Genomic DNA, 24,157 nt, shown 5'->3' on the forward strand with positions numbered 1-24,157 from the left:
AAGCCCGTATGCGGATCGACCGGATCAACGTCTATTCGGCGCAGCTGCCGGTCAAGGACGGCGTCTACCGTATGGCCAGCGCCGATGTGGAGGCGCTGGATTCGACGCTGGTCGAGATCGTCACCGATGAAGGTCTCACCGGCTGGGGCGAGACTTGCCCGATCGGGCCGGTCTACCAGCCGCATCATGCGCTCGGCGCCCGCGCCGCGATCGCCGAAATCGCGCCGGGGCTGATCGGCGCGGAAATCGCCTCGATCAGGCTGCTCGCCAAACAGATGGACGAGCGGCTCAACGGGCACGGCTATGCGAAGGCCGCCTTCGACATGGCCTTTCTCGACCTGCTTGGACAGAAGCTCGGCGTGCCGGTCTCGACGCTGCTGGGCGGCGCGCTGACTGACCGCGTGCCGGCCTATTATTCGCTGATAGTCGGACCGCCGGAGGAGACGGCACGGATCGCCGCCGACAAGGTGAAGGCCGGCTATCCGCGCCTGCAGATCAAGATCAGCGGACGCAACCTGGAACAAGACGTGGCCGTCGTCCACAAGGTCTGGGAAGCGGTCGGCTACAAGGCTCGGCTGGCGGTCGATGGCAACCGGGGCCTGACGGCCGCCGCGGCGATCCATCTCGACCGGCTCTGCCAACAAATCCCCTTCGTCTTCGAGCAGCCTTGCAACACGATGGACGAGATCGCGACGCTCAAAAGCCGCCTGACACATCCGATCTATCTCGACGAGAGCACCGAGGACCAGAACGCGGTGCTGAGGGCAATCTCTATGGGCATCGCCGACGGCTTCGGCTTCAAGGTGACGCGTCTCGGCGGTCTCACCAAGATGACCACGGTGCGCGACCTTTGCGCCATTCGCTCACTGCCGCACAGCTGCGACGACGCCTGGGGCGGCGACATCATCGCCGCGGCCTGCGTGCATCTGGCCGCCACCGTCGAGCCCCGCCGCATGGAAGGCGCCTGGATCGCCCAGGAATACATCAAGGGCCATTTCGACCAGAAGCATCCGATCGCCATCAAGCAGGGCCACATCGCGGTGCCGCAGCGGCCGGGGCTCGGCGTGAAGCCGGAGCCCGGCATGTTCGGCAAGGCAGTGGCGATATACGGGCCGTAGCGCGACGTGTCAGCCAGCGCAGTCGAGAGCCGGAATTGCGCCGGCGATCACTTCGCGAACGACGCGGATCGTTCCGCCTCATCTTGCGTTCTTGGGACACGCAAGGAGGAACGGCGATGGACGATGATCGGACCGAGAAGATCAGGCAACGCGCCTATGAGATCTTTCAACGCGAGGGCGGCATCCTCGGCAATCACGAACGGCACTGGCATCAGGCCGAGCTGGAGATCGACCGCGAGGCGGCGCTGCCGCTGACGGCGGGCGATGCGCTGCCCGAAACGCGCGAGATCGACAGCGCGGATGTGCTGACAGTCGAGGCGCTTGCCGCGCGCACCGGCATTTCGGGGGACGAGGCGCAGGAGCTGCTCGACCGGCTGGGCAACGACCGAGCGGCGATCGAGCAAGCGGCGCGGAGCCTGAAGGCAAAGCGGCGCAGCTGACGAGCCGACAACCAAGCTATCTGCGCTTCACGGCCCAGGGCACGCCTCCCGCGCCGGCGCTTGGCGTGCGCTCTCCGTCCGGGTTGACAGGGCCGACATCTCGCCTTAGGTTTCACGTTAGTGACCACTAACGCGAAATACTGGATAGCGCTCGGCGACCCGACGCGACGTACGATCTTCGAACTGCTGGTCGACCGGCCCAGCTCGGTCAGCGGGCTGGCCGACCTATTGCCGGTAACAAGGCCGGCGGTCTCGCAGCACTTGAAGGTGCTCAAGGACGCCGGGCTGGTGGCTGACACGCGTTCGGGCAAGGAACGCATCTACCGCATCGACCCGGATGGCCTCGCGGCGTTTCGGGCGGAGATCGACCAGTTCTGGGTGAAGGCGCTTGCCGCCTACGCGCAAATTGTCGAGCAACCGACAGAGGACGAAACATGATCAAGCAACCGGCACCTGCTCCCGTAAAACACTCCGTGGTGGTCGCGGCGCCGATCGCGCGCGCCTTCAAGGTGTTCACCGAGGATTTCGGCAGCTTCAAGCCGCGCGAGCATAACCTGCTCACTGTCCCGATCGCGGAAACGATCTTCGAGCCGCGGGTCGGCGGCCATGTCTATGACCGCGGCGTCGATGGCTCGGAATGCCGCTTCGCCCGTGTGCTCGCCTACGAGCCACCGAACCGGCTGCTCTTAAGCTGGGACATCAGCCCGCGCTGGCAGATCGAAACCGACCTTGCCAAGACCAGCGAGTGGGAGGTCCGCTTCTCGGCCGAGGCGGAAAACCGCACCCGTGTCAACATCGAGCACCGCCATATCGAGCGGCATGGCCAAGGTTGGGAGAGCGTGCGCGGCGGCGTCGACAGCGATCAGGGCTGGCCGCTCTACCTGCAGCGGTACCAGGCGCTTTTTTCCCAGGCTGCCTGACGGCGCGCCCCGGCGGACGACCGCGACCGACATGGCCGCAGCGATGAGGAGGAAGAGCGGAACATGGAAACCTATTGGCTGAGCATCCTCGGCGTGCTGGCGCTCTGCCTCCAGTCGGTGGCGCTGGCGGTCTATTCCGGCTCGTCCAAGGGATTTGCGGGTAAGCTGTCGGGTCCGGTCGTTCCGGCGGACGACGACAACCCGCTCTACCGGATCGACCGTGTCCATATGAACTCGGTCGAGGCACTCGCTCCCTTCGTCGTGCCCGTATTGCTGGCGATGATAGCCGGCGTCGGGCCGGTGACGCTTGCCGTGCTTGTCTGGGTTCACCTGGCGATACGCCTTGTCCACATGGTCATCTACCTGCGCGGCGGAAAGGCCGCCAAGGGCGGCAACGTCAGGACGATCCTCTATGTCTCGGGCGCTCTGGTCACGCTTATCCTCATCCTCGTGACGGGATGGGCGGCGCTTCGCTAAGAGGCGCTCGCTTTTCGCTTTGTCGGTGGAACCCTTGGCCTAATCGGAGGTTCATCCCCTGTACAGCCACAGGAGATGCGCGATGGACCATTCCAGCCACGTAAGACTGACCAATGCCGAGCTCACTCCCGACGTCCTCGAAGGCGCGACCATCTATGGCCCCGATGACGAAAAGATCGGCTCGGTCGACCACCTGCATGGCAGCCAGGTGGTCATCGATGTCGGCGGCTTCCTCGGCATCGGCGCGAAGCCGGTGGCCGTCACCGCCAGCCAGCTCGATTTCATGCGCGACGAGGACGGCGACGTGCATGCCGTCACCAGTTGGACGAAAGACCAGTTGAAGGCGATGCCGGAGCATCGCGACTGAGGCGCTTCGCCATTGTGAATGAAAGAAGAGCCCGGGCTGGACAATCCGCTGGCCTGGGTTTTCTTGCGCCGGCGCGGCAAAGCTATTCGCCCGCCTGACGAACATACGCAGATCGCCTGCCCTATCAGCCAATCTCGCGTTCGTGAGATTGTTCATGTCCTTGTCACAAGCCTCCATTGTAGTTTCCGGATTGAAAACCCGAAGGAGGCAAGGCGATGACGTGGAAAGCCGCGGCGGCATTTTGCTTGGCGACAACGGTAATGGGTGGGGCAATGTGCGGCCAGGCGCGGGCCTGGGGCCAGGAGGGGCACGCGGTGATCGCCGAGATCGCCCAGCATAGGCTCAGCCAGAACGCCTATGACATCATTGAGCAGCTTTTGCGCTCGCATCTGAAGCTCAAGCCGGCAGCCACCGTGTCGCTGGCCTCGGTCGCGAGTTGGGCCGACGACTACCGGGCCGACCACAAGGAAACGTCGAACTGGCATTTCATTGACATTCCGCTGGCCTCGACGCCCGGCGATGCGACTGCCAGAACCACCGCCTATGATCCGGCGCGCGACTGCAAGGACAATGCAAGCTTCGGCGTCTGCCTGATGCGGGCGCTGCCGGCGCAGGAGAAGATCCTGGCCGATCCGGCGAAGGGCGACGAGGAACGCTGGCAGGCGCTGGCCTTCGTCATCCATCTGGTCGGCGACCTGTCGCAGCCGTTGCATTGTGTCGAGCGCCTGGATGGCAGCCAGGGCGACCAGGGCGGCAACACGCTGACGGTCAGCTTCAACGTCTACCGGCCGAAGCCGGACGGCTCGACCTACCGCGACCTCACGACGTTCCATGCGGTGTGGGATTCAAGCCTGATCCTGTTCAAATACTATGACTGGGGCAAGGTGGCGCTCGATCTCGAGACCGACGTCATCCCGCATCTGCCCGCCATGCCGGCCGCCGACCAAACGCCGGAAAAATGGCTCGCCGAGTGCCACGACAAGGCGGAAGACGCTTATCGCGCGCTGCCGAAAGGCACGGTAATCAAGTCCGACAACCCGCACGCGGTGATCCTCGACCAAGCCTATTTCGACCAGTTCTCCCCGGTCGCCATTCAGCAGCTGGCGCTGGGCGGCCTGCGCGTGGCCGCCGTCCTCAACGAGACGCTGGCGGCGGACAAGTAGGCGACTGCGCGCAGGGATCAGGCCGCAAGGAAACACACCGATGCGCGGCACCGGACGAAGATGCCGGCACGACCGCCATGCACTTCAACCATTGCCGGCCTTCTCGGTCAAGGCACGCGCTTCCGTCGGCGTCAGCCGTAGCGCAGCCGGAACTGCCGATAGCTCGTTGAAGCCGACTCAAAGGCGATGTCGGCGATGCGCCGTAGCAACTGTCGGCGATCGGTGAGGCAGCTATGGACATAGGCGAGCCGCTCCCCGTTGACGTGCAGCGGTAGGCAGTCCCGGCGAAGAAAAAAGCCCGCTCCGGCATGCCGAAGCGGGCGCAAATTTCAGAACAGCAAGCTTACTTGCAGTCCTTGAGCATCTTCAGCGCCTTTTCGGCATTGGCCTGGGACGTGTATGCCTTCGTCCCGGCATCGGTCAGTTTCTTGCCGTCGGGCTTCGTGGAAACCACCGAGCATTTCTTGGTGGTGGCGTCCTTTGCCACCCAATACTGCGTGGCCGCAAATGCCGGCACGCTGAAAAGCCCAACAACCGAAGCTGCAACCAAAACCTTGCGAATCATAGCGTTCTCCCAAGTTGAATTCGGCGCGGCCCGTTCATCCGGAAGTGCCATCACGCGGATAGCCGAGCCGAACCGCTGGCGAGCCGTATCGCGAATTAACCGCCAAGGGCAATTTACAAAAATGTAAAGTTCGGCGGGCCCGCCAGGCCGTGAGACGAAGCTATCGGCGCACTGCCGCGATGAGACAGGCGCAGAGCCCCACATTGACCGTGGCGGCGACCGCGAGCGTGGCTAGGACGAGATTGTCGCCACCCATGCCCAAGAGCAGCGCTCCGATCGAAGGAGCTGTCGCCTGGACGATGAGGCTGGGCGTCGCGAGCTTGCCCATCAGCGCTGCATATTGCTGTGGGTCGAACAGCACCAGCGGCAGGGCGCCGCGCGCGATCGTGTGGATGCCGTTGCCGGCGCCGTAAAGGATCAAAGCGAGGGCGATGAAGGTCTGGCTCGCCAGGAGCAGCCAGATCCCGGCCGCCAGCAGCGATACGGATGTCAGCATCGTCCAGATCGGATGGTGACGGTTGCGGCCGATCAGCAGTTCCGCCACCCTCGCCCCGACCTGTGAAGGGCCGACCAATGCGCCAAGGCCGACGGCGGCCGCCAGGCCCAGGCCGCGCAATTGCAGCAGCGTCAGCAGGTGGACGGAGAGCATGGACGCGATCATCGCGGCCGATGTCAGGATCGAGGCCAGCAGAATGAAGCGTGCCCGCGCCCTGCCCGTGGCCAACGCCTCCTTCGACCTGTCCTTCACCGGCGCGGGCGTCACGGGCGGAGGCGGCGGGACCATCCAAAGATGGAGCGGCAGACAGATCACCAGATGGATGGCCGCGTAGCAAAGACAGGCGACGCGCCATCCGCCATGCTCGACAAGGAAAGCGCTGAGCGGCCAGCAGACCGTGCTGGCGAAGCCGCCGAAGAGCGTCAGGTTGGTAATGGCGCCGCGCGCGCCCTGACCATAAAGCCGCCCGAGCGTGGCGAAGCCGGCATCGTAGAGGCCGCTCGACATGCCCAGGCCCATGAGCAGCCAGGCCATCAAGTAAAGGGGATAGGCCGTTGCCGTCGCCAGCAGCGAATGCGCGGCAGCCAGCAGAAGCGAACTCGCGGCAAGAACGGGCCGGCCGCCGTGGCGTTGGATCAGCCGTCCGGTGACTGGTGAGGCCAGCCCGGCAAGCAGCAGCCCGCAAGACAGCCCGGCAACGACCGACGCGAGCGACCAGCCGGTATCCTCGGCAATCGGCGCGGCAAGCACGGCGGGCAGATAATAGGACGATCCCCAGGCAAGGATTTGCGTGACGCCGAGAGCCGCTACGAGAACATTACGATCGCGCTGGACGGGCGCAGACGCTTCGGCCTTCACGGATTGCTCAAAGCCCATTATCAATCGAGCCTCGAAGGGGGAGCAAATGCGTATCGCGGTAATCGACGAGGGCGAAGCAACGGCGCAACTCGACGTCCTCGCCGAGCTGTTGATACAGAGCATAGAGGACGGGGCGCTCGTCGGCTTCGTCCTGCCGTTGGACGCCGAACAAGCCCGGTCCTATTGGCAAGGCATCTTCCCCTCGCTGGCGGCCGGGGAACGCCTTCTGATCTGCGCCTATCTCGAGGATAATCTCGTCGGCACCGTCCAGCTCTATCTGTCGCCGGAGCCGAATGCGCTGCACCGGGCGGAGGTTTACAAGCTGCTCGTTCATCGAGACTTCCAGCGGCAAGGTATCGGCTCCGCGCTCATGGCATCAGTCGAAGACGAAGCAAGGAAGAGCAAGCGCTCCTTGCTGCTTCTCGACACAGCCGAGGGCGGAGCGAGCGAGCGGCTCTATCGGCGGATGAACTGGCGGGAGGTCGGCGTCGTGCCGCATCATTTTGTCGACCCGTTCGGCAAACCGAGGGCGTCCATCTACTTCATGAAGCATCTGGCTCCCCAAGGCTAACTAGTAAGCAACTTTCTCGCCGTCTTCCTTGACGAATTCGCGCACCGGATTGTCGAGCAGCGGCAGCACCGCCTCCGATGGCCGGCATAGCCTCGTGCCTTTCGGCGTCTCGACGATCGGCCGGTTGATCAGGATCGGATGGGCGAGCATGAAATCGATCAGTTCCTCATCGCTCCATTTCGGATCGGCGAGACCGAGCTCGGCGTAAGGGGTCCCTTTCTCCCGCAACAAATCGCGCGCAGAGATCCCCATCGCCGCGATCAGTTCGAGCAGCCGCTCACGGCTCGGCGGCGTCTTCAGATATTCGATCACCACCGGTTCCTCGCGGCTGGCGCGGATCATGGCGAGCGTGTTACGCGAGGTGCCGCAAGCGGGATTGTGGTAGATCGTGACCGTCATGGCTCTGCTTTCAGTGGGTGGGACTGCTGAACGGTTTCGGGCTTGAGCAGCCAGCCCATCAGCGCCAGCGCGACCAGCGCGCCGAGCAGCTCGGCGGCGATGAAGCCCGGCAGATCGACCGGCCTGATGCCGGAGAAGCTGTTGGTGAGCGAGCGCGCCACGGCGACGGCGGGATTGGCGAAGGACGTGGATGCGGTGAACCAATAGGCCGCCGTGATATAGAGCCCGACCAGCCACGGCACGGCCCGCCGCTCGAAGCGCAGGCCGGCGAGAATGACGGCGATAAGGCCGAATGCCGCGACGCCTTCGGAGAACCACTGTGCCGGCCCGGTCCGCGGTTTCGTCGCAATCTCCAGAACCGGCCGGGCGAACATGAGATGCGCGCCGATGGTGCCTGCAATGCCGCCGGCGAACTGCGCGACCAGATAGGCAGGGAGATCGCGGGCCGGCAGCGACCGGCTGAGGCAGAACACCAGCGAGACCGCGGGATTGAAATGCGCGCCCGAGATCGGCCCGAGGACGGTGATCAACACCACCAGCATGGCGCCGGTCGCGAGCGTGTTGGCAAGCAGCTGCAGCGCGGTGTCATGCGTCAGCGTCTCGGCCATGATGCCGGAGCCGACGACCGTCGCCACCAACAGGGCGGTGCCCAGGGCTTCGGCGGCGAAGCGGCGCGATGAATCGAAGCCGTTCATCGGTTGGCCCACGGCCGGGCAAGGAGCACCACAGTCATTGCCTGGTCCCCTCGCCCGGCCGGCAGCAAGGTGCGGCAAGCGCCGGCGTGCAGATTTCCGGGCGGCCAGAGCAGCAGTCCTCCATCAGGAAGCGGATCAGGCCGGACAGCACGTCGTATTCGGCGCTGTAGACGATCGAGCGGGCGTCGCGCCGCGCGGTGACGAGGCCGGACCGTTCCAGTTCCTTGAGATGGAAGCTGACATTGGAGGGCGAAACCTCGACCTGTTCGGCAAGCGAGCCGGCGGCTATGCCTTCCGGTCCGGCAACGACCAGCAGGCGCAACAGGCGCAGGCGTGTCTCCTGCGACAGCGCGCCAAAGGCGATCAGGGCTTGACGTTCATCCACGTTTCAATAATCCTTGAAATATTGAAATGAGGAATAGCCGACATGCTGTCTTCTGACAATCACAAAAACGCTGTCCCGATTGACCCCGCCGACCTGACCATCGGCGACCTGCTGGGCGCGCTGGCCGATCATGAGGACCGGCCGCTGGTGTTCCGCCATGACGGACGGCCGGTTAAACCAGGCTATCATGTCACCGAGGTGAAGGCGGGGCAGTTCTCGGCGCTCGATTGCGAGGCCAATCCGGAATCCTGGTCGGAGATCTTCGTCCAGCTATGGGACGTGGACGAAGGCGGCCCGATCCATATGCCGGCCGGCAAGTTCGCGGCGATCATCCGCAAGGTCTCGGATCACGTAGCCCTCGACCAGTCGGCGAAACTGACCTTCGAAGTCAGCGACGGCGTCCGCCCGATGGAACTGCACCGCGCGGCCCAGCCAAGCGTCGTTGGCGGCGCCATCGAGGTCGAGCTGTCGCCACGACCGGCAAGCTGCAAGCCGCGCGACCGCTGGCTGAAGGAACAGAAAGCGGCAAGCCGGCCATGCTGCGGAGCGAGCCGCTGCTGCTGACCTTGCGAATGGCGACGAGCGGCGCCGCTGCTTCTAGAACCGGATCATGCCGTTGGCCTCCAACAAATAGAGGCCTAAGAGAACGATGGCGATCAGCGCCACCCAAACGGCTGTCCTGGTCATACGCGAATCCCAGTTGATCGGCAGCAATGAACGGGCTCGCGGCGGTTGCGTTCCATGCATGCCGGTTGCACGTGCGGGCTAGGATGGAGAGTGACGAATTGGTGAGACGTCCGGGCAGTCAGTTCCTCGGCGCGTTGCTGTAGAGCGCCACGCCGACGCGATCGTTCCGACGCCACCGCACCAAGGCTCGATAGGTCGTATCGTCGGCTGGAACCTCGAGCAGGAAGCGTTCCGGGATCTCCGTATCGGCGGCGACGCGCAACTCCGCGCCCTGCTCGTGCTGATTCCTGACCGAGCAGCCGATCCTGACGCCACCGGCAATGATCGTGGCTTCCTTGAGCACGAATTCGCGCGCATGAAGACGACGCTCGGTCTCGGGATAATTGGCCATGTCCGGCGGCTCCTAAGGCAGGGCTCTCCTCGCCACGCGGCAGCACCATATCAGCGAGGCGTTTCCGTTCCGTTAGCGATTGCTGAAACGGCAGGGCCCGCGGCCGCTCGTCGGCAGACGGGCGCTTTTCCAGCGCTATTTCGCGCGGGCGGCGACCCCGCTCGCATGCAGCACCCAGCGGCGGCCGTCGCTGCGGAATTCGGTGAGCGACAGCGGTTCGATGTCGATCTTCCAGACCGCGGAGAGAGGCGCGCCCAGCACATGCACGATCGCGACGCGGATCGGCACGGCATGGGTGAGCGCGATGGTATGGCCGCTCTCGGCGGCCAAGCGCTCCATCAGCGCGGTGCCGCGCCGGGCCACCGCGGCAAGCGACTCGCCGCCGTGGGGTGCGGCGTCCGGATCGGAAAGCCAGGCCGCCATGCCTTCCGGGTCCTCAGCCTGCACCTCCTCGAAGCCTTTCCCGGCCCAGCGCGCGAAATCCTGCTCGGCGAGCAGCGGCTGGACCGCCGCATCAAGGCCGAGCGCCTCGGCCGTCCTGCGCGCGGCAAGCGCCGGACTTGTCCAGACGCGGTCGGCCCGGCGCAGCGAGGACGCGATCGCGCCAGCGCGATCGAAGGCGCTCGGCTCCGGCGCCTCGTCCTTCGGAAAGCGGCCCTTGCGCATACCGGGCGTTGCGCCGCTCGCGATCATCGTCAGGCGGGCGAACATCCCAAATCTCCGTGGTCCAGTGAAATTTCGGCCGCGCGAAGCCGCGTTGGCCATTACATGTCGTTGACAGGCGAACCAAGTGCTGACAAGTGTTTTAGCGCTATACGGGATTGGAAGCCGGTGCGAGTCCGGCACGGTCGCGCCACTGTGATCGGCACCAGCCGAAAGTCAGGCCTTATCTCGCAGCATAGTTGGATCAACGGGACGCAGCATCCCACAGGAGGTCAAAATGTCCGACACCACCTTCGCCCCGACCTACGGCCCGGTTGCGATTCCCGTCCGCGAGCTTCTGCCCTGGGCAATCTTTGCCGGCCTGATGCTGCTGATGATGATCTATTTCGTCGGCGCGGAAGAAGGCGCGACGTCGCTGATCCGCGGCACGATGGTGCACGAGTTCGTGCATGACGGCCGCCACCTGCTCGGCTTCCCCTGCCACTAAGGCGGCTTCGGCATCGCTGAGCCGTTCTGAGTTTTGGTCTAACGCGATTCCGGACGGAAAAGCGCTCGAATTTTTCCGGGAATTGCTTGAAGGGACTCTGACATGGTCGGAAAACTTTTGCTGCGCGGCATGCTTGTCGGGCTGGTCGCAGGGATTCTGGCGTTCGCCTTCGCCCGCGTCTATGGCGAGCCGCAGGTCGACAGGGCGATCGCCTTCGAGGAACAGCAGGCCCAGGCGGCCGGCGAGGCGCCGGAGCCCGAGATGGTCAGCCGCGCCACGCAGGCCGGCATTGGCCTGGCGACCGGCGTGCTGGTCTATGGGGCGGCGCTCGGCGGGCTGTTCTCGCTGGTCTTTGCCTATGCCTATGGTCGGCTGGGCTCGCTCGGCCCGCGCGGCACCTCGGCGCTTATCGCGCTGCTCGGCTTCCTGGCCGTAATCGTGGTTCCGAGCCTCAAATATCCGGCTAACCCGCCGGCGGTCGGCAATGCCGAAACGATCGCCTACCGCACCGAATTGTTCTTCATCATGATCGTCGTCTCGACCGCGGCGATGGTGGCGGCGGTCGGCCTGGCGCAGCGGCTGTGGAGCAGGCTCGGCGCCTGGAATGCCTCGATCGTCGCGGGCCTCGCTTTCCTCGTCGTCTTCGCGCTGGTGAAGGCGGCCCTGCCCGACATCAACGAAGTGCCGGAGAACTTCTCGGCGACGGTGCTTTGGCAGTTCCGTGTCGCCTCGCTCGGCATTCAGCTGGTGCTGTGGGCCGTCGTCGGGCTCGGCTTCGGCGCGGTTGCCGAGCGCGTGGTCGCGGTGCGCGACCAGCGCGGCCCGGCACGCCGCTACGCCTGAAATCGCATGCGTTGGCCGCCAAGGTTCGTTACCCTGGCGGCCAATTTCTTTTTGGCGACCGTCCTGTCGGTCATGCTTGCAGCCTCGGCGCAGGCACATAGCGGCTCCTCGGCCCCGCCTCCTCCGGGCATTCAGATTCCCAGCCTGACCCACGGCCAGATGGCGGTGATCGCGCGCTACCGCGGCGACATCCTCGACCTTGCCCGGCGCCAGACCGTGACCGACCCGACCTTCTGGCGGCTCTACAATCACGGCAATTTGCAATTCACCTACTGCCTATGGGGCCTGATGCCGGGCAGCCTCGGCGACGAGGATAGCCCGTTCAATGAATGCAGCCATGCCTATCTCGCCACCGCCAAGGCGCTGCTCGCCCATATGGCAACGATGTCCTCGGCCGAACGCGACGCGAAGGCGCTGATCTCCGACATCGATGCCGACATGGTGCGCAGCGGCGCGTCCTGGATCCTTTGCCAGTACAGCGGCGAGCCCTTCAGCACCGGCGCGGTCATCGAACCGCGCTGGCGGAACGTGTTCTTGCACCTGCCGAGCCTGGCAGTGCTTCTCGCGACCATCGCAGCGCTGATCGGGGCCAGTTGGGTGATCTTCGGCGGGCCGCGACCCCGCACAGCCTAGTCGAGGGCCTCGTGCTGGCGTAAGCATCGGCAATTGTCCGGCTCTCGGATTCGCGGTCGCCAGCCATGTTCGTCTCCGAAACCCTCGCCGTAACCGCCGCCTTGTGCAGCGCGTTGAGCTCCATGTTCCTCAGCGAGCTCAAGGGCCGCGTTCCCCTGCTCCAGCTTGCCCGCTGGCAGATGCTCGCGACCTTCGTGATGACCGGCTCGGTGTCGCTGGCGATCGGCGGCTGGCACACGATCGGACCAAGGGAGTTCTGGCTGCTCGCCGGGTCGAGCTTCGCTGGCATCAGCATCGCCAGCACAACCTATTTCGCCACAATCTATTCGGTCGGCCTGCGCATCACCGCGCTACTCTTCTCGCTCACCTCGCCTTTCGCGCTGGCGCTCGGCTATCTCGTGCTCGGCGAAACCATCAGCCGCTGGCAGGCGCTGGGCGTTGCGCTGGTGCTTGCCGGCATCGTGCTTGCCATCGGCATGCCGAGGCGCTTTCTCAAGCGCGGCGACCTGGCGCCGGCGATGCCGGTCGTCACCCCTTCCACCGTGCCGGTGAGCACCGCGCCCGGCCCGCCGCTCACCGGGCGCCTCGGACCAGGCATCGTGCTCGGCGTGACGACGGCACTCGGCCAGGCGATCGGCACCCTTCTGGCACGACCGGCGATGGCCGCTGGCGTCGAGCCGTTCACGGCCATGGCGCTGCGCTCGGGCCTCGCCGTGATCCTGTTCATCGCGCTCACGGCGACGCCGTTCGGCAAGGGCAAAAGGGAGGCCGTCCAGTTCGGCACGGTCGGGCTCGCCGTGCTTTCCGCCTTCGTCGGCACCTCGCTCGGCATGTCCTGCCTGATGGCCGCGCTGCGCACCGGCAATGTCGGCATCATCTCGACGCTGTCCTCGATGACGCCGGTCATTATCCTGCCGATGGTGTGGCTGCGCAGCGGACAAAGGCCGACCGCAGCCGCCTGGGCCGGAGCGCTGCTGGCGATCTTTGGCACCGCGCTGATCAGCCTGCGGTGACGCGTTGCGCGTGAGCGCTCGCGCCGAAAGAGCAACAACACGCAAACCGGCGATCTGATCGACCGAGCGCATCACAATTGCGCGAGCGTGATGGCATCTCGGAACGGCAGACGTTTTCTATTTGGGCGCCTGGGCTGAACACAGGAGCAAATCATGCGTGGAAAAATCATAACTGGCCTCGCGTTAGCAGCCTCGCTTGGAATTGCCCAACCCTCGCTTGCCGCACCCGACTGGAAGGCAGTAGCGCAGGCACTCGGGAAATCCGGCCAAGAGGTGTCAGGAGGCATCTATCGCGTCGGGCTGCCTCGTTCGGACCTTAAAGTCACTCTCGACGGCGTGGAGATCAAACCAGCCTTAGCACTCGGTTCGTGGCTCGCATTCAAATCCATGGGCGATCACGACGCCATGGTGATGGGCGATCTCGTCTTGACCTTGCCAGAGATCGACCCGGTGATGATGAAACTGATCGAAAGCGGCATCGAGGTCACGGCTCTCCATAACCACCTGCAGAGGGCCCAGCCGGAGACGATGTACATGCACGTGCTGGGGCACGGCGATCCGGAAAGGTTGGCTGCGGCGCTGCATTCGGCGTTGCAGCAAAGTGGAACGCCGCTTTCGGACGCACCGGCGAGCGCCGCCGCTGTCTCGAAAGCGATCGATCTCGACACGCAAATCATCGACAAGGCGCTTGGCCACAGAGGCAAGGTCAACGGCGGCGTCTATCAGATCAGCATCCCGCGCGCAGAGACCATCAAAGACGATGGCATGGACGTGCCTGATGCAATGGGCTCCGCGATTGCCATCAACTTCCAGCCCACCGGCGGTGGCAAGGCCGCGATCACCGGCGATTTCGTTCTGATCGCATCTGAAGTGAATCCGGTGCTACGAGCTTTGCGGGAAAGCGGGATAGAAGTGACCGCCGTGCACAACCACATGCTGGACGATCAACCCCGCCTGTTCTTCATGCATTTCTGGGCAAATGACGATGTCGGAAAGTTGGCCAAAGGGCTGAAGCTGGCGCTCGATCAAGTACACGTTAGGACGGGTAGCTGACTTCAAGGCCGTCCCAGCGGGATTCCGAAGGGCAGTTACGCTATATTGGTCCGTTTGGCGTCAAACAGCCGAGCTACGAGGCGGAAGGCGGACATCACGCCGCGCGCCCTTAGTGTTGCGTTATCGTCAGGTAGATTTCGCGCTGGTACTCAAAGAGTGCCCGTATCATCCATTCGCGTGCTCATGGTGATGGCCTTCCGGCTCGGCCATGGCGAAGGGCAGATCCTCGCTGTCGGGACCCGCAGCCAGTTGCAGCCTGGCGCTGAACTCGTGCGGTTCGGCCGGGGCGACCAGACTCTGCAGGTGGTGATGGTCGCCGCCGACCGGCGACAGCGGCAGGCTTTCGACGGCCCCGCCGGCGCGTTCGATGGCGACGTTCGCCCGCAAGCCCTCGGCGTGACGCGACAGGCGCAGCCGCATGCGCTCGCCCTGCGGCGTCTCGACGATCTCGAGCAGCCCGCTGGCAAGCTTGCCAGAGACCAGGAACGGATCGGGCGCATGATGGTGGCCGCCTTCCCTCCGTGGCTCGGCAAAGCGCACCGTGGCAACGTCGAGCGCGGGAATATGCGCGAAGAGCTCGGCCTTGAGCGACGCGGCGATTTTGTTTGCGGCGGCGAGCAGCAGCCCATCATTGACCGCGATTTCCACGTCGACATGCAGCTTGTGACCGAGCCAGCGGGCCTTCGCGTCGACCACCCTCTCGATCCCGGCGACATGGTCGGCGGCGTGGTGAATCTCGCCAACGAGGCCGGGTTCGACGCCGTCCAGCATGCGCCTCAAGACTGAGCGCGCCGATTGCCAGACGATGCCGAAGATAGCGACGGTGATGATGAGGCCGATGATCGGGTCCGCCAGCGGCAAGCCGCGCCAGACGCCGAGTGCGCCGGCAACGACGGCAAGGCTGGTGAGCCCGTCTGTGCGGGCGTGATAGCCGTCGGCGATCAACGCGGCGCTGTTGATCTGACGGCCGACGCGGATGCGGAAGACGGCCACCGCCTCATTGCCGAGGAAGCCGATCACGCCGGCCGCTGCGAGCCAGCCCAGAAACCGCACCGGCTGCGGGTTGAACAGGCGGCTGATCGCCTCATATCCGGCGACGAGCGCGCTCGACAGGATGATGAGCACGATAATGATGCCTGCCAGGTCCTCGACCCGGCCAAGACCGTAGGTGAAAGTGCGGGTCGGCTTGCGCCGGGCCAGCGCGAAAGCGATCCAGAGCGGAATGGCCGTGGTCGCGTCGGCGATATTGTGGATGGTGTCGGCAAGCAGCGCCACGCTGCCCGAAGCCATGACGACGACAATCTGCAAGGCGGCGGTGATCGCCAGGATCACGAACGACCACTTGATGGCCCAAATGCCGCGATCGGTGGTGGTGATGGTTGCATCGATCACGCCATGCGTGTGGCCGTGCTGTCCGTGACGGCCGTGGCCATGCCCCCCATGGTCATGTCCGCTATGGTCATGTCCGTGCGGGCCGAAGCCGAACCAGTCGAGAATCTTCGTCCACATAGACGCCCTCACAGATATTTAGTGAGCAGTTTCAGCTCTTTGAGCGTGTCCCGGGTCGGCTCACCGCCTTCGACGAGACAATGCTCCATATGGTCGTGGATCAATTCGCGCTTGGCGTTGCCGACGGCACTTTCGACGGCGTGGAGCTGCTGTGCGAGGTCGAGGCAGGAGCGGCCTTGCTCGAACATGGCGAGCACGGCGGCGAGATGGCCATGCGCGCGCTTGAGCCTGGCGATGATATCGGGGTGGGAGCTGTGTATCGTCATGCTATTATCCTATCCTCCAGGGTAGGATGCTGCAAGCAAGCGGTGCGGCGTAGCCCCGAGTGACTACCGCGATCCCGGTTCGGATGATTGCATCAGTCTTAATCAAGCAGACTTGCGGGTGGGCTTCGCCTTCGCCGGCGCCTTGATGCCTTCCTTGGCGAGGCTCTTCCTCAGCACCGCAGCCAAATCGACGACGTTTTCCCTCGGCGCGGGCGCGGCCTTCGGCAGCTTCTTGCCCTTGCGCTTGGCGTCGATCATGGCGATCAGCGCATCCTCATAAGTGTCCTCGAACTTCGATGGGTCGAACTTGGTCACCTTCTTGTCGATCAGGAGTTCGGCGATCTCCAGCAGATCCTTGTCGTATTTAGGCGACTTCAGACCGCCGAAGACGCTTTCTTCCGATATCATCTCGTTGTGGGTGCGCAACTCGGTGAGCAGCATGCCCTTGCCGAAGGGCTGGATCACGACTTCGCGGCCACGCTGGTAGAGCACCACGCAGGACCTTGCGGCGACACGTTTCTTCTTCATCGCTTCGCGCAATATGCTGAAAGCCTCAAGCGCAGCACCATCGGCGGGGACGAGGTAATAAGGCTTTTCCAAATAGCGCGTGTCGATATCGTCCAGGGCAACGAACTCGTCGACCTCCAGCGTGTGCGCCGACGTGAGTTTCAACTTCTTGATCTCGTCCGGCTCGATCTCGATGTAATCGTCCTTCTCCAGTTCGAAGCCCTTGGTCTGGTCCTCGGTCTCGACGACATCGCCGGTCTGCTCGTCGACATAGGCGCTTTTCACCGGCAAGCCGTCCTTACGGTTCAGGATCTTGAAGTGCACCTTGCCGGCCTCGCTCGTGGCGCCGACCAGCTTAACGCCGCAAGACACAGAGCCGACCTTCAGAAAACCCTTCCAAATCGCCCGTGGTGCAACCATATGCGTCCCTTGCAGTCGTTGCGATCAACAGGAACATCCGGCAATGCGTGTGGTTCCGCGTGAGCGGCGCACCCCCTAATGCGCGGTCTCCCTGGCGCATCGTCCGCGCTATCGACCGAAACGTAGCCGACGCGCTGGGCGGCCTCTACCTCCCACCGGCGATGAGGTTCTTCGCCAGCGCCGTGCCGGCGGGCACGGTCGAGCTGGCGCAGGCGGCGTGACGAGCAGCAACCAACGGCGAATATCCAATACCCCGCGGCAGCAGACAGCCGGCGGCAACCAAATGCTAATTTTCCCGTTTGTCCAAAAGGCTGCCCGGATTCATGTCGTGAGACGCGCCAAGCGACCGCTCGGAACGGAAGGAGGCAGCAATGAAACGGCCGGCAGTGGAAATTGGTGACAGGGTGGCTGTGATTGCCACGGTTATGGAGCGCATTGGGGACCGCGTGGCGATAAAGCTCGACGGCGATAGCCATAATTATTCGACGGTCGAGCCCGATGCCAAGGTCGGTGATAAGCTGAGGTTCGAGGGCGAAGTCGTCCATGTCGACGAGGATCTCGGACGTACGACGGTGCAGGTACTGGGGCGCGTGACCGTCGACACCAAGTCGGTCCAGATGATCACAAGGCGTTGCGACATCGACCATATCGGCTCCAACGTGCCTGGCCATCCCCGCCCGCGCACCCCGCCGACACCGCATGGGTGACAAGCGGGCCGCGACCCTTCCTTGATCGCCTTGATCTCCATGAGAACCGTCAAGCCGCCTAATGGCGCTGGAAATACTGCACTTCGCGTTCGTGCTTTTCCGCGGCCTCGCGCGACTTGAAGGTGCCCAGATTGCGGCGCTTGCCGGTCCTGGGGTCGATCTTGCGTGAATAGAGCCGATATTCGCCGGATTTCAGCTTGCGGATCATGGCGGTCTCCTTGTGAACCGAGACTCTAACCCGGCCGAGGCGGTCGCGGTTCCAGGCTGCCGGCCCCGGTCCGGCGGCAAGAAAGCGATGCTGTCGGTGAACCATTTCACGGACGCAAACGACCCAATGTCGGAATCGACACCGCAACGACACGATTGGGTCGGATTATTTGCGTTCAAATGACTTTCGCGACGTTATGCGGATGTCGCTGAAGTGCCGGATCTGAGGAGGGTGAGATGGTTACGGCGAAACTTCATGGCGTTGAACTCGTCAGGGGCCAGAAGTGGACGGTGCGCGTCACCGCCTATGGCACGACGCTCATCTTTCCCTTCGAAGCCGAGCAGCACGCGCGCTCCTATGCCGACGGACAGGCCTTCCGCCTCGGCGTCGAGGTTGTGGAATTGAAGGATTGCGCCTGAGCGGCTCTCAGATGGCCTGAAGCCCGGCGCACCCGTATATAAGCGGCATGCCTATGCTCGATGCCGCAAAGCAGTGGGCGCGCAAGATCAAGCGCGACGTGGTGGCGCTCTGGATTGCCGCCCGCGACCCGCGTGTGCCCTGGTATGCAAAAGCCACCGCGGGCGCTGTCGCGGCCTATGCGCTGAGCCCTGTCGACCTCATCCCGGACTTCATCCCGGTCATCGGTTACCTGGACGACCTGCTAATTGTCCCTGTCGGCATCATGCTCGCGGTCAAGCTGGTCCCGACCGATCTGATGCGGGAATTCCGCGAAGAAGCCATGCGATGCGAGAAGCCGGTGAGCAAGGCCGGGCTCGCCTTCATGATCGCGATCTGGGCGCTGGCGGCGGTAGCGCTCACTTGGCTGTTCTGGCCGAAACCGGCCTAGCTGCTTCAGCCGCCATGACGCGGTGTCAGCAATTCCTCGCTTGAAAACTAAATTAGCCATATGTTGTAATTGATGCAAATCAGGGCCATGCTAGCGGAGCGTGTGAAGCGGCATGCGCAACGGGTGGGTAAAAAGGGATCAGGCGCGATGGAGTTCGCAGTCTGCTACGGCCACAGCGGGTTCGATCTGGCGTGGTCGATCTTCCTCGATGTCACGGCTTTCTTCGCGCTCATGACGCCGTGGGCGATCGCGCGGCTGGTCGAGATATCGCGCGAGGATGGCGCGGCCCGATTACAGGCGGCCTGAGGCTGAAAGCCGCATGGACCTAGCCTTCGCGGACGGCCTTTCGGATCGGCAAGTCGCCGAGCAACGCTGAACAATCGATCTCCTCCTGGAAGTACGCCTGCGGATCGAGCACCAACCACGAAGCGTGGGTGCGAAGGTCCTTCAGCTGGCGTTCTTTTGTGCGCGCGCCAGGCGCTCGGCCTCGGCAACCGAGGCCTGAAAAGGCTTTTCGGCCTTGTGATGATGAGGGATCCTCGACATCGCGGCGAAACGCACTTGTCCGCTTTTCGAATCGGCGGTTGGGGTAGCCCGGCCTGCCTTGGCGGTAAAAGAGTACGGCTCTTTGACAGGCAAGCCGGGCTAAAGCGCCGACATTGGGTTTCCTTGGGGGAGCCGGCGCAGGGATAGAGTGTCCATTTCCCGTTGCGCCCGCAATTGTTGCTGAGGTCCTATGCACCAACGCAATGGTCCGACCGGCCGAAGCGCCAATGAAAGCCGCCCGGCGCCGGAGCGCCCGACCGTCAAGCCCGCGTAAGACGGCTGCCTTTTTGCACTGTTTTCTTGACGAAAAGCTCGGCGTGCTGCGCCCATTCCGCTTCCACGACATCGTTCTCACGAACAGACTGCTTGAAAGCTTCCCGCAGCGCCTCGAGTTCAAAGATCGACAACCGCTGATTTCTTTTTTTCTTGTCCGTACCGGCGTCCATGATGCGTTGCCAAGACCCGCAAGCTTTTGGCCCGTTATATATGCGGCGGTTGTTCAGCCCATCAACAGCTTGGCCTGACTTCTTTTGGGTGCAAATCTTACTGCGACTCCAGCGGCTTACGGCGGGATGGAGCGGCCGACGGAGCGCGGAGTTCCGAGCGGTCAGTCGCTATATATCTGGAACCACAACGACGGAACAGACGACGGTGGAATGGCCGACATCAGTCGTCATCGGCCTGCGTGGAGCGCTGTATCCGCCGAAGCATATGTTCTTTTGATGTGGACCTCGAGCGTAATTGGTGATTGTCTCTGCATCGCAGAGCCGCAAGAGATGACCCAAATCGAGGTGGCAACCGGCCCGCGTCTTCCCCGTCAACAGGAGTGGCGCGGGCTTTGCCGTTGGGACGCATGAGCCTCCCGGCTGCGAATCGGAGCGCACGCCGCTGCGTGCCGGCAAATCGCCCGCCATTAACCTTCCCTACGGGCACGGACCAAGGTCTGTGTCGCAATTGCCTGCCCTCGCCTATACTCTCCTGGACGGGTGGGTGAGCGGTGCCGATGTCCGGGAGGTATTTAAAACGTCTTGCACGAATCTGGAGCGGGCTCTCCCTGGCCTGGCAATTCGTGATCGCGGGTGGCATCGGCCTTCTGGCCGTGATGCTCGTGGTCGGGCTGTGGGTGACATCGCAGATCCGTGACGGCGTGCTGCACAACTCAGCCGCGACCACCGCGCTCTATGTCGACAGCGTGATCGCGCCGCTGTTGCCGGACATGCGCAAGAGCCAGGAACTCGACGACACGGTCAAGCGGGCGCTGGACGAGACGCTCGGCCAGGGCGCGCTTGGGAAGAGGCTGGTGTCGTTCAAGCTGTGGCGGCGCGACGGCACAGTCCTCTATTCAAAGGACGCCAGCCTCATCGGCAGGCAGATCAAGCCCAACGCCAATCTGATCGCCGCATTCGCCGGCAACGTCATGGTCAAATATAACAGGCTCGAAGACGAGGAAGACGACAAGGAGCGGTCGATGGGCGTTCCGCTGCTGGAAATCTACAACCCGGTGCGCGAGCCCTGGTCGGGAGAGGTCGTGGCCGTAACCGAATTCTACGAATTGTCCGGCGACTTCGAGGAATCGCTGCACTCGGCCCTGCTATGGACCTGGCTGGTGGTGGCGGGCGCCACGGCGGCGGCGCTGGCGCTGCTCTCCGGCATTGTTTTCCGCGGCAGCCGCACCATCGTCACCCAACAGGCCGCGCTCGAGGCCAAGGTTTCCGAACTCCAAGCGGCGCTGGCGCAGAATTCGTCGCTGCGCCAGCGCGTGCAACGCGCCTCGCGCCGCGCCACCGCTATCAACGAGCGGTATCTGAGGCGCATCGGCGCCGACCTGCATGACGGACCGGCGCAACTGGTGGCGCTCGCCGCGCTCAGGATGGACAGCCCGGTGCTGGTCGATCCGACCACATCGAGCACGCTGCGCGAGGCCGAGATTGCCGGCATCCACAAGACGCTCGGCGAAGCGATGCGCGAGATACGCGGGATCTGCAACGGGCTGGTGCTGCCGCAGATCGAGACGCAGGCCATCGCCGACATTTTGCGGCTCGCCGTGGCCGAGCACGAACGGCGGACCGACACCAAAGTGTTACTAACCCTGCCCGAGCGCTTGCCGGAACTCGGCACCTCGGAAAAGATCAGCATCTATCGCTTCGTGCAGGAAGGCTTGAACAACGCCTTCCGGCACGGCAAGGGCAAGGGCCAGCAGGTCAGGGCCACGACGAAAGGCGGCAAGCTCCTCGTCGAGGTCGTGGATACCGGCCCCGGCTTCAACCCGGCCCGAAGCGAGGGCCTTGGGCTTGCGGGCCTGAGAGAACGTATCGAAAGCATAGGCGGTCAGTTCGAAACACTGTCCGGCCCGGGAGGAACAAGACTGGTGATCACCTTGTCTGTCGAGGAGCAACCGTGAGCACGTCCATCCGCATCGCAATAGTCGACGACCATCCCCTGTTTCGCGAGGGCGTGGCGCGCAGCCTCGGCGAAATAGGCGGCTTCGAGCTCGTGGGTGAAGGCGCCAGCGCCGAAGACGCCGAAAGGCTGGCGCGCGCCAGCACGCCCGATATCCTCCTGCTCGATATCAGCATGCCGGGCGGCGGCCTCAACGCGCTGGCCGGCATCCTTGCAGCGACGCCCGAGCAGAAGGTCGTCATGCTCACCGTCTCTGAGACCAATGCCGACGTTGCCCAGGCATTGAAGGCGGGCGCGCGCGGCTATGTGCTGAAAGGCGTCGGCTCCAAGGCGCTGGCCGAGATCCTGCGCGATGTCGCCAACGGCCAGAGCTATGTATCGCCGAGCCTCTCGGCCAGGCTGCTTTCCGACCTTCTGCAGCCCACCGGCAGCAAGCCCGATCCGCTGAGCCAGCTCACCGGCCGCGAGGCCGAAATCCTGAAACTGGTCGCGGAGGGGCTGAGCAACAAGGAGGTCGCCGCCCGGCTGTCGCTGCAGGAGAAGACGGTCAAGCATCACATGACCAGGGTGCTCGCCAAGCTCAATGTGCGCAACCGTACCGAAGCGGCGCTGCTGATGCATGAGGCGAGGGAAAGGAACTGAGGGAACGGGGAACTGGGGAGGAGCCCCGCCTCCCCAGCTTCGTGAGTGCCTGCTCAATTCCTCAGTTCCCGTCCCCTCACAAATTCAGTAGGCGCGACACGTCGTCCTTCGTCGCCTGCCGGTTGATGATGGTGCGGCCTTGCGCGTCCTTCATCTCGAAACGACCGTTCTGGACTTGCTCCTTCATGCCGTTGCGATGAACGACGGTAACCTTATCGCCGTCGATCGAGAGCGTGTCGCCTGTTGCGGCGTTGGTGTAGCTGTTCTTGCTGCCGGGATTGGTATTGCCCTTACCGCTGTTGTTTCCCGGCCCGGCATTGGGGTTGCCGCCGCCGGCGTTGCTGTTGCCGTTGTCGCCCTGGCCATTGCTGTTGCCGTTGTCACCGCCATTGCCGGAATTCGAGCCGCCGGCGGAACCGGAATTCGAGCCGCCGGCGGAACCCGAATTGCCGCCGTTGCCATTGCCGCCGTTCCCGCCCCCATTGCTATTGCCGTTGCCGGCAAAGGCCTTGGTGGCGGCGATCCCCGGCATCCCATCAAAAGTGACGTGGCATGGCGCGAGCGCCAACGCCAACGCGCTCGAGGCGCGCAGGAAAATCCAGACCATCCTGAATGACCTGGTGGCCTTCATGGCCTAGTTGGGGGCGGTCGAAGGCGCAGCGGCGCCCTCATCGTTTTCGCCCTGATCATCATTGTCATCACCCTGATCGTCGGGGGTTTCGCCATGATCATGTTCAGCGCCGTCGTCGACACCGCCATCATGGTCGCCCCCCTGTCCGTCATGGTCAGCGCCATCATGGTCGCCGCCGTCATGATCGCCACCATCGTGGTCGCCGCCGTCGCCACCACCGTCGTGGCCGCCCTCACCGCCTCCGTCATGGCCGCCATCGCCGCCGCCACCATGGCCACCCTCGCCGCCCCCACCTTCGCCCTCCGCGTAGGCAGCGGATGGGGCCAGCTTGGCGCCGTCGAGCGTCAGATGATAGGGCGCGATGGTGAGAGCCAGCGCGGTCGAAGCGCGCAAGGCGAGCCAGACGAGCTTGCTGGGAGGAACGTTTTGCATCTTTTCTCCTCGTTCGGTTCCACTTCGGCACGCCGAAGCTCCGCTCGCGCGCAAGGTCGAGGCGCAACCGGTGTCTTGACACTGGCGAGGATTCACATTCCGGCAGACGACGAAAGCGGCCCACGACCCATGCCCCGACCGGTCGGACCATTTCCGCCGGCATGACTGACCAATGTCGCAGGCGGCGGGACATCGCCGAGTTTTAAAAAATTACCCCCGCACGAAGGCGGGGGTAAGGTGAGTAGCCAAGTACTACCGCAAGACGATCAGGACCGCAGAAACGAAGCAAAAGGTGGCAACCTGATTTTGCAGCGCTGACCTTCGGTCCCTTAAGATCTAATCCCGATAAAACCTCGCTCTCACAAACTCTGTCTCACAAACTCTTCAGGCGATTGAGATCGGCCATGGTGGCCTTGCGGTCGACGATGGTGCGTCCGTATTTGTCTTCCATCCTGAACCGGCCGTTCTCAACCTTCTCCTTCATTCCATTGCGGTGCGTGACCTCGATTTTGGTGCGGGTGGCCTCAACCTTGTCGCCGGTCAGGGCGTTCACATGATCATCGACATCGGCGGTGCTTGTCGCGCTGGCGTTGCTGTTCTTGCCTTTGTTCCCGTTTCCGTTGTCGCTGCCGCTGTTCCCGTTCCCGTTGTCGCTGCCGTTGTTCCCGTTCCCGTTGTTGCCGCCGCTGTTTCCGTTGTTGCCGCCGCTATTACCGTTTCCGTTGTCACCGCCATTGCCGGAATTCGAGCCACCGGCCGAACCGGAATTGGAGCCGCCGGCCGAGCCGGATTTGCAGCCATTCCCGTTGCCGTTGTTC

At 63.8% G+C, this 24,157-nt stretch carries 35 protein-coding genes and 1 riboswitch; of the genes, 20 read left to right on the forward strand and 15 right to left on the reverse strand.

Annotated elements, in window-relative coordinates:
• Window positions 1-8: 8 nt before the first annotated feature.
• The 7 genes from FJW06_RS26860 (at window position 9) to FJW06_RS26890 (ending at window position 4,485) form a co-directional block, all read left to right on the forward strand.
• Entirely contained in the window at window positions 9-1,118 is a 1,110-nt protein-coding gene (locus FJW06_RS26860) for a mandelate racemase/muconate lactonizing enzyme family protein (protein ID WP_140756240.1), read from the forward strand.
• Between the two features lie 116 nt (window positions 1,119-1,234).
• Window positions 1,235-1,558: a DUF2934 domain-containing protein gene (locus tag FJW06_RS26865; RefSeq protein WP_140756242.1), complete on the forward strand. Its 324-nt coding sequence runs from the start codon at window positions 1,235-1,237 to the stop codon at window positions 1,556-1,558.
• Window positions 1,559-1,678: 120 nt separating this feature from the next.
• Entirely contained in the window at window positions 1,679-1,996 is a 318-nt protein-coding gene (locus FJW06_RS26870; protein ID WP_140756244.1) for a metalloregulator ArsR/SmtB family transcription factor, read from the forward strand.
• Window positions 1,993-2,478 carry an SRPBCC family protein gene (locus FJW06_RS26875; protein WP_140756246.1) on the forward strand — a complete coding sequence of 162 codons (486 nt, stop codon included), beginning with the start codon at window positions 1,993-1,995 and terminating at the stop codon, window positions 2,476-2,478. The genes FJW06_RS26870 and FJW06_RS26875 overlap by 4 nt, the downstream gene beginning before the upstream one ends.
• A 63-nt stretch (window positions 2,479-2,541) precedes the next feature.
• Window positions 2,542-2,955 carry an MAPEG family protein gene (locus FJW06_RS26880; protein ID WP_140756248.1) on the forward strand — a complete coding sequence of 138 codons (414 nt, stop codon included), beginning with the start codon at window positions 2,542-2,544 and terminating at the stop codon, window positions 2,953-2,955.
• Window positions 2,956-3,037: 82 nt separating this feature from the next.
• Complete coding sequence (locus FJW06_RS26885) at window positions 3,038-3,322, forward strand: PRC-barrel domain containing protein (RefSeq protein ID WP_140756250.1); 285 nt, start codon at window positions 3,038-3,040, stop codon at window positions 3,320-3,322.
• A gap of 215 nt (window positions 3,323-3,537) precedes the next feature.
• Window positions 3,538-4,485 (forward strand): S1/P1 nuclease, encoded by a 948-nt coding sequence (locus tag FJW06_RS26890; protein WP_140756253.1) that lies wholly within the window; start codon window positions 3,538-3,540, stop codon window positions 4,483-4,485.
• A gap of 343 nt (window positions 4,486-4,828) precedes the next feature.
• On the opposite strand, the gene FJW06_RS26895 is transcribed toward FJW06_RS26890, so the two are convergent.
• Both FJW06_RS26895 and FJW06_RS26900 read right to left on the reverse strand, forming a co-directional pair.
• Window positions 4,829-5,101, reverse strand: a complete 273-nt coding sequence (locus FJW06_RS26895; RefSeq protein ID WP_246674863.1) for a hypothetical protein — start codon at window positions 5,099-5,101, stop codon at window positions 4,829-4,831.
• Between the two features lie 109 nt (window positions 5,102-5,210).
• Complete coding sequence (locus tag FJW06_RS26900) at window positions 5,211-6,404, reverse strand: MFS transporter (RefSeq protein ID WP_246674865.1); 1,194 nt, start codon at window positions 6,402-6,404, stop codon at window positions 5,211-5,213.
• Between the two features lie 46 nt (window positions 6,405-6,450).
• Between FJW06_RS26900 and FJW06_RS26905 the strand changes: the two genes are divergently transcribed.
• A complete protein-coding gene (locus FJW06_RS26905; RefSeq protein ID WP_140756258.1) occupies window positions 6,451-6,975 on the forward strand; it encodes a GNAT family N-acetyltransferase in 525 nt (174 codons plus the stop codon).
• On the opposite strand, the gene arsC is transcribed toward FJW06_RS26905, so the two are convergent.
• Genes arsC through FJW06_RS26920 form a run of 3 tightly spaced genes read right to left on the reverse strand, consistent with a single transcriptional unit; the run spans window position 6,976 to window position 8,454 of the window.
• Window positions 6,976-7,374 carry an arsenate reductase (glutaredoxin) gene (arsC, locus tag FJW06_RS26910; RefSeq protein ID WP_140756260.1) on the reverse strand — a complete coding sequence of 133 codons (399 nt, stop codon included), beginning with the start codon at window positions 7,372-7,374 and terminating at the stop codon, window positions 6,976-6,978. It abuts the gene before it with no gap.
• Window positions 7,371-8,069, reverse strand: a complete 699-nt coding sequence (locus FJW06_RS26915; protein ID WP_140756262.1) for an MIP/aquaporin family protein — start codon at window positions 8,067-8,069, stop codon at window positions 7,371-7,373. The genes arsC and FJW06_RS26915 overlap by 4 nt, the downstream gene beginning before the upstream one ends.
• A gap of 34 nt (window positions 8,070-8,103) precedes the next feature.
• Window positions 8,104-8,454, reverse strand: a complete 351-nt coding sequence (locus FJW06_RS26920; protein ID WP_140756264.1) for a metalloregulator ArsR/SmtB family transcription factor — start codon at window positions 8,452-8,454, stop codon at window positions 8,104-8,106.
• Between the two features lie 42 nt (window positions 8,455-8,496).
• Here FJW06_RS26920 and FJW06_RS26925 point away from each other — a divergent pair, with 42 nt between their 5' ends.
• Window positions 8,497-9,018, forward strand: a complete 522-nt coding sequence (locus FJW06_RS26925) for a DUF6428 family protein (protein WP_140756266.1) — start codon at window positions 8,497-8,499, stop codon at window positions 9,016-9,018.
• A gap of 241 nt (window positions 9,019-9,259) precedes the next feature.
• Here the strand turns inward: FJW06_RS26925 and FJW06_RS26930 are convergent, their stop codons facing one another.
• Both FJW06_RS26930 and FJW06_RS26935 read right to left on the reverse strand, forming a co-directional pair.
• Entirely contained in the window at window positions 9,260-9,532 is a 273-nt protein-coding gene (locus FJW06_RS26930) for a PilZ domain-containing protein (protein WP_140756268.1), read from the reverse strand.
• A gap of 135 nt (window positions 9,533-9,667) precedes the next feature.
• On the reverse strand, window positions 9,668-10,243 hold the full coding sequence (locus FJW06_RS26935; RefSeq protein WP_140756270.1) for a histidine phosphatase family protein: 576 nt from the start codon (window positions 10,241-10,243) through the stop codon (window positions 9,668-9,670).
• An 85-nt stretch (window positions 10,244-10,328) separates the two neighbouring features.
• Window positions 10,329-10,472, forward strand: a riboswitch (adenosylcobalamin (AdoCbl) riboswitch).
• On the opposite strand from FJW06_RS26935, the gene FJW06_RS26940 reads away from it, so the two are divergent.
• From FJW06_RS26940 to FJW06_RS26960, 5 genes are all read left to right on the forward strand, one after another.
• Window positions 10,473-10,682 (forward strand): CbtB domain-containing protein, encoded by a 210-nt coding sequence (locus tag FJW06_RS26940; protein WP_140756272.1) that lies wholly within the window; start codon window positions 10,473-10,475, stop codon window positions 10,680-10,682.
• A gap of 102 nt (window positions 10,683-10,784) precedes the next feature.
• Window positions 10,785-11,525 carry a CbtA family protein gene (locus tag FJW06_RS26945; protein ID WP_140756274.1) on the forward strand — a complete coding sequence of 247 codons (741 nt, stop codon included), beginning with the start codon at window positions 10,785-10,787 and terminating at the stop codon, window positions 11,523-11,525.
• 6 nt (window positions 11,526-11,531) lie between these two features.
• Complete coding sequence (locus FJW06_RS26950; protein WP_140756276.1) at window positions 11,532-12,158, forward strand: hypothetical protein; 627 nt, start codon at window positions 11,532-11,534, stop codon at window positions 12,156-12,158.
• Between the two features lie 65 nt (window positions 12,159-12,223).
• Window positions 12,224-13,171: a DMT family transporter gene (locus tag FJW06_RS26955; RefSeq protein ID WP_140756278.1), complete on the forward strand. Its 948-nt coding sequence runs from the start codon at window positions 12,224-12,226 to the stop codon at window positions 13,169-13,171.
• A 153-nt stretch (window positions 13,172-13,324) separates the two neighbouring features.
• Window positions 13,325-14,224 carry a DUF1259 domain-containing protein gene (locus FJW06_RS26960; protein WP_140756281.1) on the forward strand — a complete coding sequence of 300 codons (900 nt, stop codon included), beginning with the start codon at window positions 13,325-13,327 and terminating at the stop codon, window positions 14,222-14,224.
• 165 nt (window positions 14,225-14,389) lie between these two features.
• Here the strand turns inward: FJW06_RS26960 and FJW06_RS26965 are convergent, their stop codons facing one another.
• From FJW06_RS26965 to FJW06_RS26975, 3 genes are all read right to left on the reverse strand, one after another.
• The gene (locus FJW06_RS26965) at window positions 14,390-15,733 is read right to left on the reverse strand and encodes a cation diffusion facilitator family transporter (protein WP_140756283.1); all 1,344 of its coding nucleotides are present in this window, start codon (window positions 15,731-15,733) and stop codon (window positions 14,390-14,392) included.
• 8 nt (window positions 15,734-15,741) lie between these two features.
• Window positions 15,742-15,999: a metal-sensing transcriptional repressor gene (locus FJW06_RS26970; protein WP_140756285.1), complete on the reverse strand. Its 258-nt coding sequence runs from the start codon at window positions 15,997-15,999 to the stop codon at window positions 15,742-15,744.
• Between the two features lie 102 nt (window positions 16,000-16,101).
• Entirely contained in the window at window positions 16,102-16,926 is an 825-nt protein-coding gene (locus tag FJW06_RS26975; RefSeq protein WP_140756287.1) for a Ku protein, read from the reverse strand.
• A gap of 404 nt (window positions 16,927-17,330) precedes the next feature.
• Between FJW06_RS26975 and FJW06_RS26980 the strand changes: the two genes are divergently transcribed.
• A complete protein-coding gene (locus FJW06_RS26980) occupies window positions 17,331-17,633 on the forward strand; it encodes a hypothetical protein (protein WP_140756288.1) in 303 nt (100 codons plus the stop codon).
• A 58-nt stretch (window positions 17,634-17,691) separates the two neighbouring features.
• Here the strand turns inward: FJW06_RS26980 and FJW06_RS26985 are convergent, their stop codons facing one another.
• Window positions 17,692-17,841 carry a hypothetical protein gene (locus tag FJW06_RS26985; RefSeq protein ID WP_140756290.1) on the reverse strand — a complete coding sequence of 50 codons (150 nt, stop codon included), beginning with the start codon at window positions 17,839-17,841 and terminating at the stop codon, window positions 17,692-17,694.
• A 236-nt stretch (window positions 17,842-18,077) separates the two neighbouring features.
• Here FJW06_RS26985 and FJW06_RS26990 point away from each other — a divergent pair, with 236 nt between their 5' ends.
• From FJW06_RS26990 to FJW06_RS30300, 3 genes are all read left to right on the forward strand, one after another.
• Window positions 18,078-18,260: a hypothetical protein gene (locus FJW06_RS26990; protein ID WP_041010878.1), complete on the forward strand. Its 183-nt coding sequence runs from the start codon at window positions 18,078-18,080 to the stop codon at window positions 18,258-18,260.
• Window positions 18,261-18,307: 47 nt separating this feature from the next.
• Window positions 18,308-18,688, forward strand: coding sequence for a YkvA family protein (locus FJW06_RS26995; protein ID WP_140756293.1), 381 nt, complete (start codon window positions 18,308-18,310; stop codon window positions 18,686-18,688).
• 147 nt (window positions 18,689-18,835) lie between these two features.
• Entirely contained in the window at window positions 18,836-18,994 is a 159-nt protein-coding gene (locus FJW06_RS30300) for a hypothetical protein (protein WP_181178604.1), read from the forward strand.
• 500 nt (window positions 18,995-19,494) lie between these two features.
• On the opposite strand, the gene FJW06_RS27005 is transcribed toward FJW06_RS30300, so the two are convergent.
• Complete coding sequence (locus FJW06_RS27005) at window positions 19,495-19,680, reverse strand: hypothetical protein (RefSeq protein ID WP_140756295.1); 186 nt, start codon at window positions 19,678-19,680, stop codon at window positions 19,495-19,497.
• A gap of 557 nt (window positions 19,681-20,237) precedes the next feature.
• Here FJW06_RS27005 and FJW06_RS27010 point away from each other — a divergent pair.
• Together FJW06_RS27010 and FJW06_RS27015 are read left to right on the forward strand one after the other, a co-directional pair.
• Window positions 20,238-21,635, forward strand: a complete 1,398-nt coding sequence (locus tag FJW06_RS27010) for a sensor histidine kinase (protein WP_140756297.1) — start codon at window positions 20,238-20,240, stop codon at window positions 21,633-21,635.
• Window positions 21,632-22,276: a response regulator transcription factor gene (locus tag FJW06_RS27015; RefSeq protein ID WP_140756299.1), complete on the forward strand. Its 645-nt coding sequence runs from the start codon at window positions 21,632-21,634 to the stop codon at window positions 22,274-22,276. The genes FJW06_RS27010 and FJW06_RS27015 overlap by 4 nt, the downstream gene beginning before the upstream one ends.
• A 76-nt stretch (window positions 22,277-22,352) precedes the next feature.
• Here the strand turns inward: FJW06_RS27015 and FJW06_RS27020 are convergent, their stop codons facing one another.
• The 3 genes from FJW06_RS27020 to FJW06_RS30310 all read right to left on the reverse strand — a co-directional run.
• Complete coding sequence (locus tag FJW06_RS27020; protein WP_140756301.1) at window positions 22,353-22,883, reverse strand: hypothetical protein; 531 nt, start codon at window positions 22,881-22,883, stop codon at window positions 22,353-22,355.
• Between the two features lie 27 nt (window positions 22,884-22,910).
• A complete protein-coding gene (locus tag FJW06_RS30305) occupies window positions 22,911-23,339 on the reverse strand; it encodes a hypothetical protein (RefSeq protein ID WP_181178608.1) in 429 nt (142 codons plus the stop codon).
• Window positions 23,340-23,712: 373 nt separating this feature from the next.
• The coding region (locus FJW06_RS30310; protein ID WP_181178610.1) for a hypothetical protein at window positions 23,713-24,157 on the reverse strand (445 nt) is incomplete at its 5' end.

Source organism: Mesorhizobium sp. B4-1-3, assembly GCF_006439355.1.
Lineage (GTDB): Bacteria > Pseudomonadota > Alphaproteobacteria > Rhizobiales > Rhizobiaceae > Mesorhizobium.

What these genes read in the sequence shown, in the direction of transcription:
- FJW06_RS26865 (WP_140756242.1), top strand. Translation starts at nt 1,235, where the DNA reads ATGGACGATGATCGGACCGAGAAGATCAGGCAACGCGCCTATGAGATC.
- FJW06_RS26945 (WP_140756274.1), top strand. Translation starts at nt 10,785, where the DNA reads ATGGTCGGAAAACTTTTGCTGCGCGGCATGCTTGTCGGGCTGGTCGCA.
- FJW06_RS26960 (WP_140756281.1), top strand. Translation starts at nt 13,325, where the DNA reads ATGCGTGGAAAAATCATAACTGGCCTCGCGTTAGCAGCCTCGCTTGGA.
- FJW06_RS26930 (WP_140756268.1), bottom strand. Translation starts at nt 9,532, where the DNA reads ATGGCCAATTATCCCGAGACCGAGCGTCGTCTTCATGCGCGCGAATTC.
- FJW06_RS26895 (WP_246674863.1), bottom strand. Translation starts at nt 5,101, where the DNA reads ATGGCACTTCCGGATGAACGGGCCGCGCCGAATTCAACTTGGGAGAAC.
- FJW06_RS26955 (WP_140756278.1), top strand. Translation starts at nt 12,224, where the DNA reads ATGTTCGTCTCCGAAACCCTCGCCGTAACCGCCGCCTTGTGCAGCGCG.
- FJW06_RS26950 (WP_140756276.1), top strand. Translation starts at nt 11,532, where the DNA reads ATGCGTTGGCCGCCAAGGTTCGTTACCCTGGCGGCCAATTTCTTTTTG.
- FJW06_RS26995 (WP_140756293.1), top strand. Translation starts at nt 18,308, where the DNA reads ATGCCTATGCTCGATGCCGCAAAGCAGTGGGCGCGCAAGATCAAGCGC.
- FJW06_RS26915 (WP_140756262.1), bottom strand. Translation starts at nt 8,069, where the DNA reads ATGAACGGCTTCGATTCATCGCGCCGCTTCGCCGCCGAAGCCCTGGGC.
- FJW06_RS30305 (WP_181178608.1), bottom strand. Translation starts at nt 23,339, where the DNA reads ATGCAAAACGTTCCTCCCAGCAAGCTCGTCTGGCTCGCCTTGCGCGCT.
- FJW06_RS30300 (WP_181178604.1), top strand. Translation starts at nt 18,836, where the DNA reads ATGGAGTTCGCAGTCTGCTACGGCCACAGCGGGTTCGATCTGGCGTGG.
- FJW06_RS26860 (WP_140756240.1), top strand. Translation starts at nt 9, where the DNA reads ATGCGGATCGACCGGATCAACGTCTATTCGGCGCAGCTGCCGGTCAAG.
- FJW06_RS27010 (WP_140756297.1), top strand. Translation starts at nt 20,238, where the DNA reads ATGTCCGGGAGGTATTTAAAACGTCTTGCACGAATCTGGAGCGGGCTC.
- FJW06_RS26875 (WP_140756246.1), top strand. Translation starts at nt 1,993, where the DNA reads ATGATCAAGCAACCGGCACCTGCTCCCGTAAAACACTCCGTGGTGGTC.
- FJW06_RS26970 (WP_140756285.1), bottom strand. Translation starts at nt 15,999, where the DNA reads ATGACGATACACAGCTCCCACCCCGATATCATCGCCAGGCTCAAGCGC.
- FJW06_RS26925 (WP_140756266.1), top strand. Translation starts at nt 8,497, where the DNA reads ATGCTGTCTTCTGACAATCACAAAAACGCTGTCCCGATTGACCCCGCC.
- FJW06_RS26965 (WP_140756283.1), bottom strand. Translation starts at nt 15,733, where the DNA reads ATGTGGACGAAGATTCTCGACTGGTTCGGCTTCGGCCCGCACGGACAT.
- FJW06_RS27020 (WP_140756301.1), bottom strand. Translation starts at nt 22,883, where the DNA reads ATGGTCTGGATTTTCCTGCGCGCCTCGAGCGCGTTGGCGTTGGCGCTC.
- FJW06_RS26890 (WP_140756253.1), top strand. Translation starts at nt 3,538, where the DNA reads ATGACGTGGAAAGCCGCGGCGGCATTTTGCTTGGCGACAACGGTAATG.
- FJW06_RS26885 (WP_140756250.1), top strand. Translation starts at nt 3,038, where the DNA reads ATGGACCATTCCAGCCACGTAAGACTGACCAATGCCGAGCTCACTCCC.
- arsC (WP_140756260.1), bottom strand. Translation starts at nt 7,374, where the DNA reads ATGACGGTCACGATCTACCACAATCCCGCTTGCGGCACCTCGCGTAAC.
- FJW06_RS26985 (WP_140756290.1), bottom strand. Translation starts at nt 17,841, where the DNA reads ATGATCCGCAAGCTGAAATCCGGCGAATATCGGCTCTATTCACGCAAG.
- FJW06_RS26990 (WP_041010878.1), top strand. Translation starts at nt 18,078, where the DNA reads ATGGTTACGGCGAAACTTCATGGCGTTGAACTCGTCAGGGGCCAGAAG.
- FJW06_RS27005 (WP_140756295.1), bottom strand. Translation starts at nt 19,680, where the DNA reads ATGGACGCCGGTACGGACAAGAAAAAAAGAAATCAGCGGTTGTCGATC.
- FJW06_RS26935 (WP_140756270.1), bottom strand. Translation starts at nt 10,243, where the DNA reads ATGTTCGCCCGCCTGACGATGATCGCGAGCGGCGCAACGCCCGGTATG.
- FJW06_RS26880 (WP_140756248.1), top strand. Translation starts at nt 2,542, where the DNA reads ATGGAAACCTATTGGCTGAGCATCCTCGGCGTGCTGGCGCTCTGCCTC.
- FJW06_RS26975 (WP_140756287.1), bottom strand. Translation starts at nt 16,926, where the DNA reads ATGGTTGCACCACGGGCGATTTGGAAGGGTTTTCTGAAGGTCGGCTCT.
- FJW06_RS26905 (WP_140756258.1), top strand. Translation starts at nt 6,451, where the DNA reads ATGCGTATCGCGGTAATCGACGAGGGCGAAGCAACGGCGCAACTCGAC.
- FJW06_RS26940 (WP_140756272.1), top strand. Translation starts at nt 10,473, where the DNA reads ATGTCCGACACCACCTTCGCCCCGACCTACGGCCCGGTTGCGATTCCC.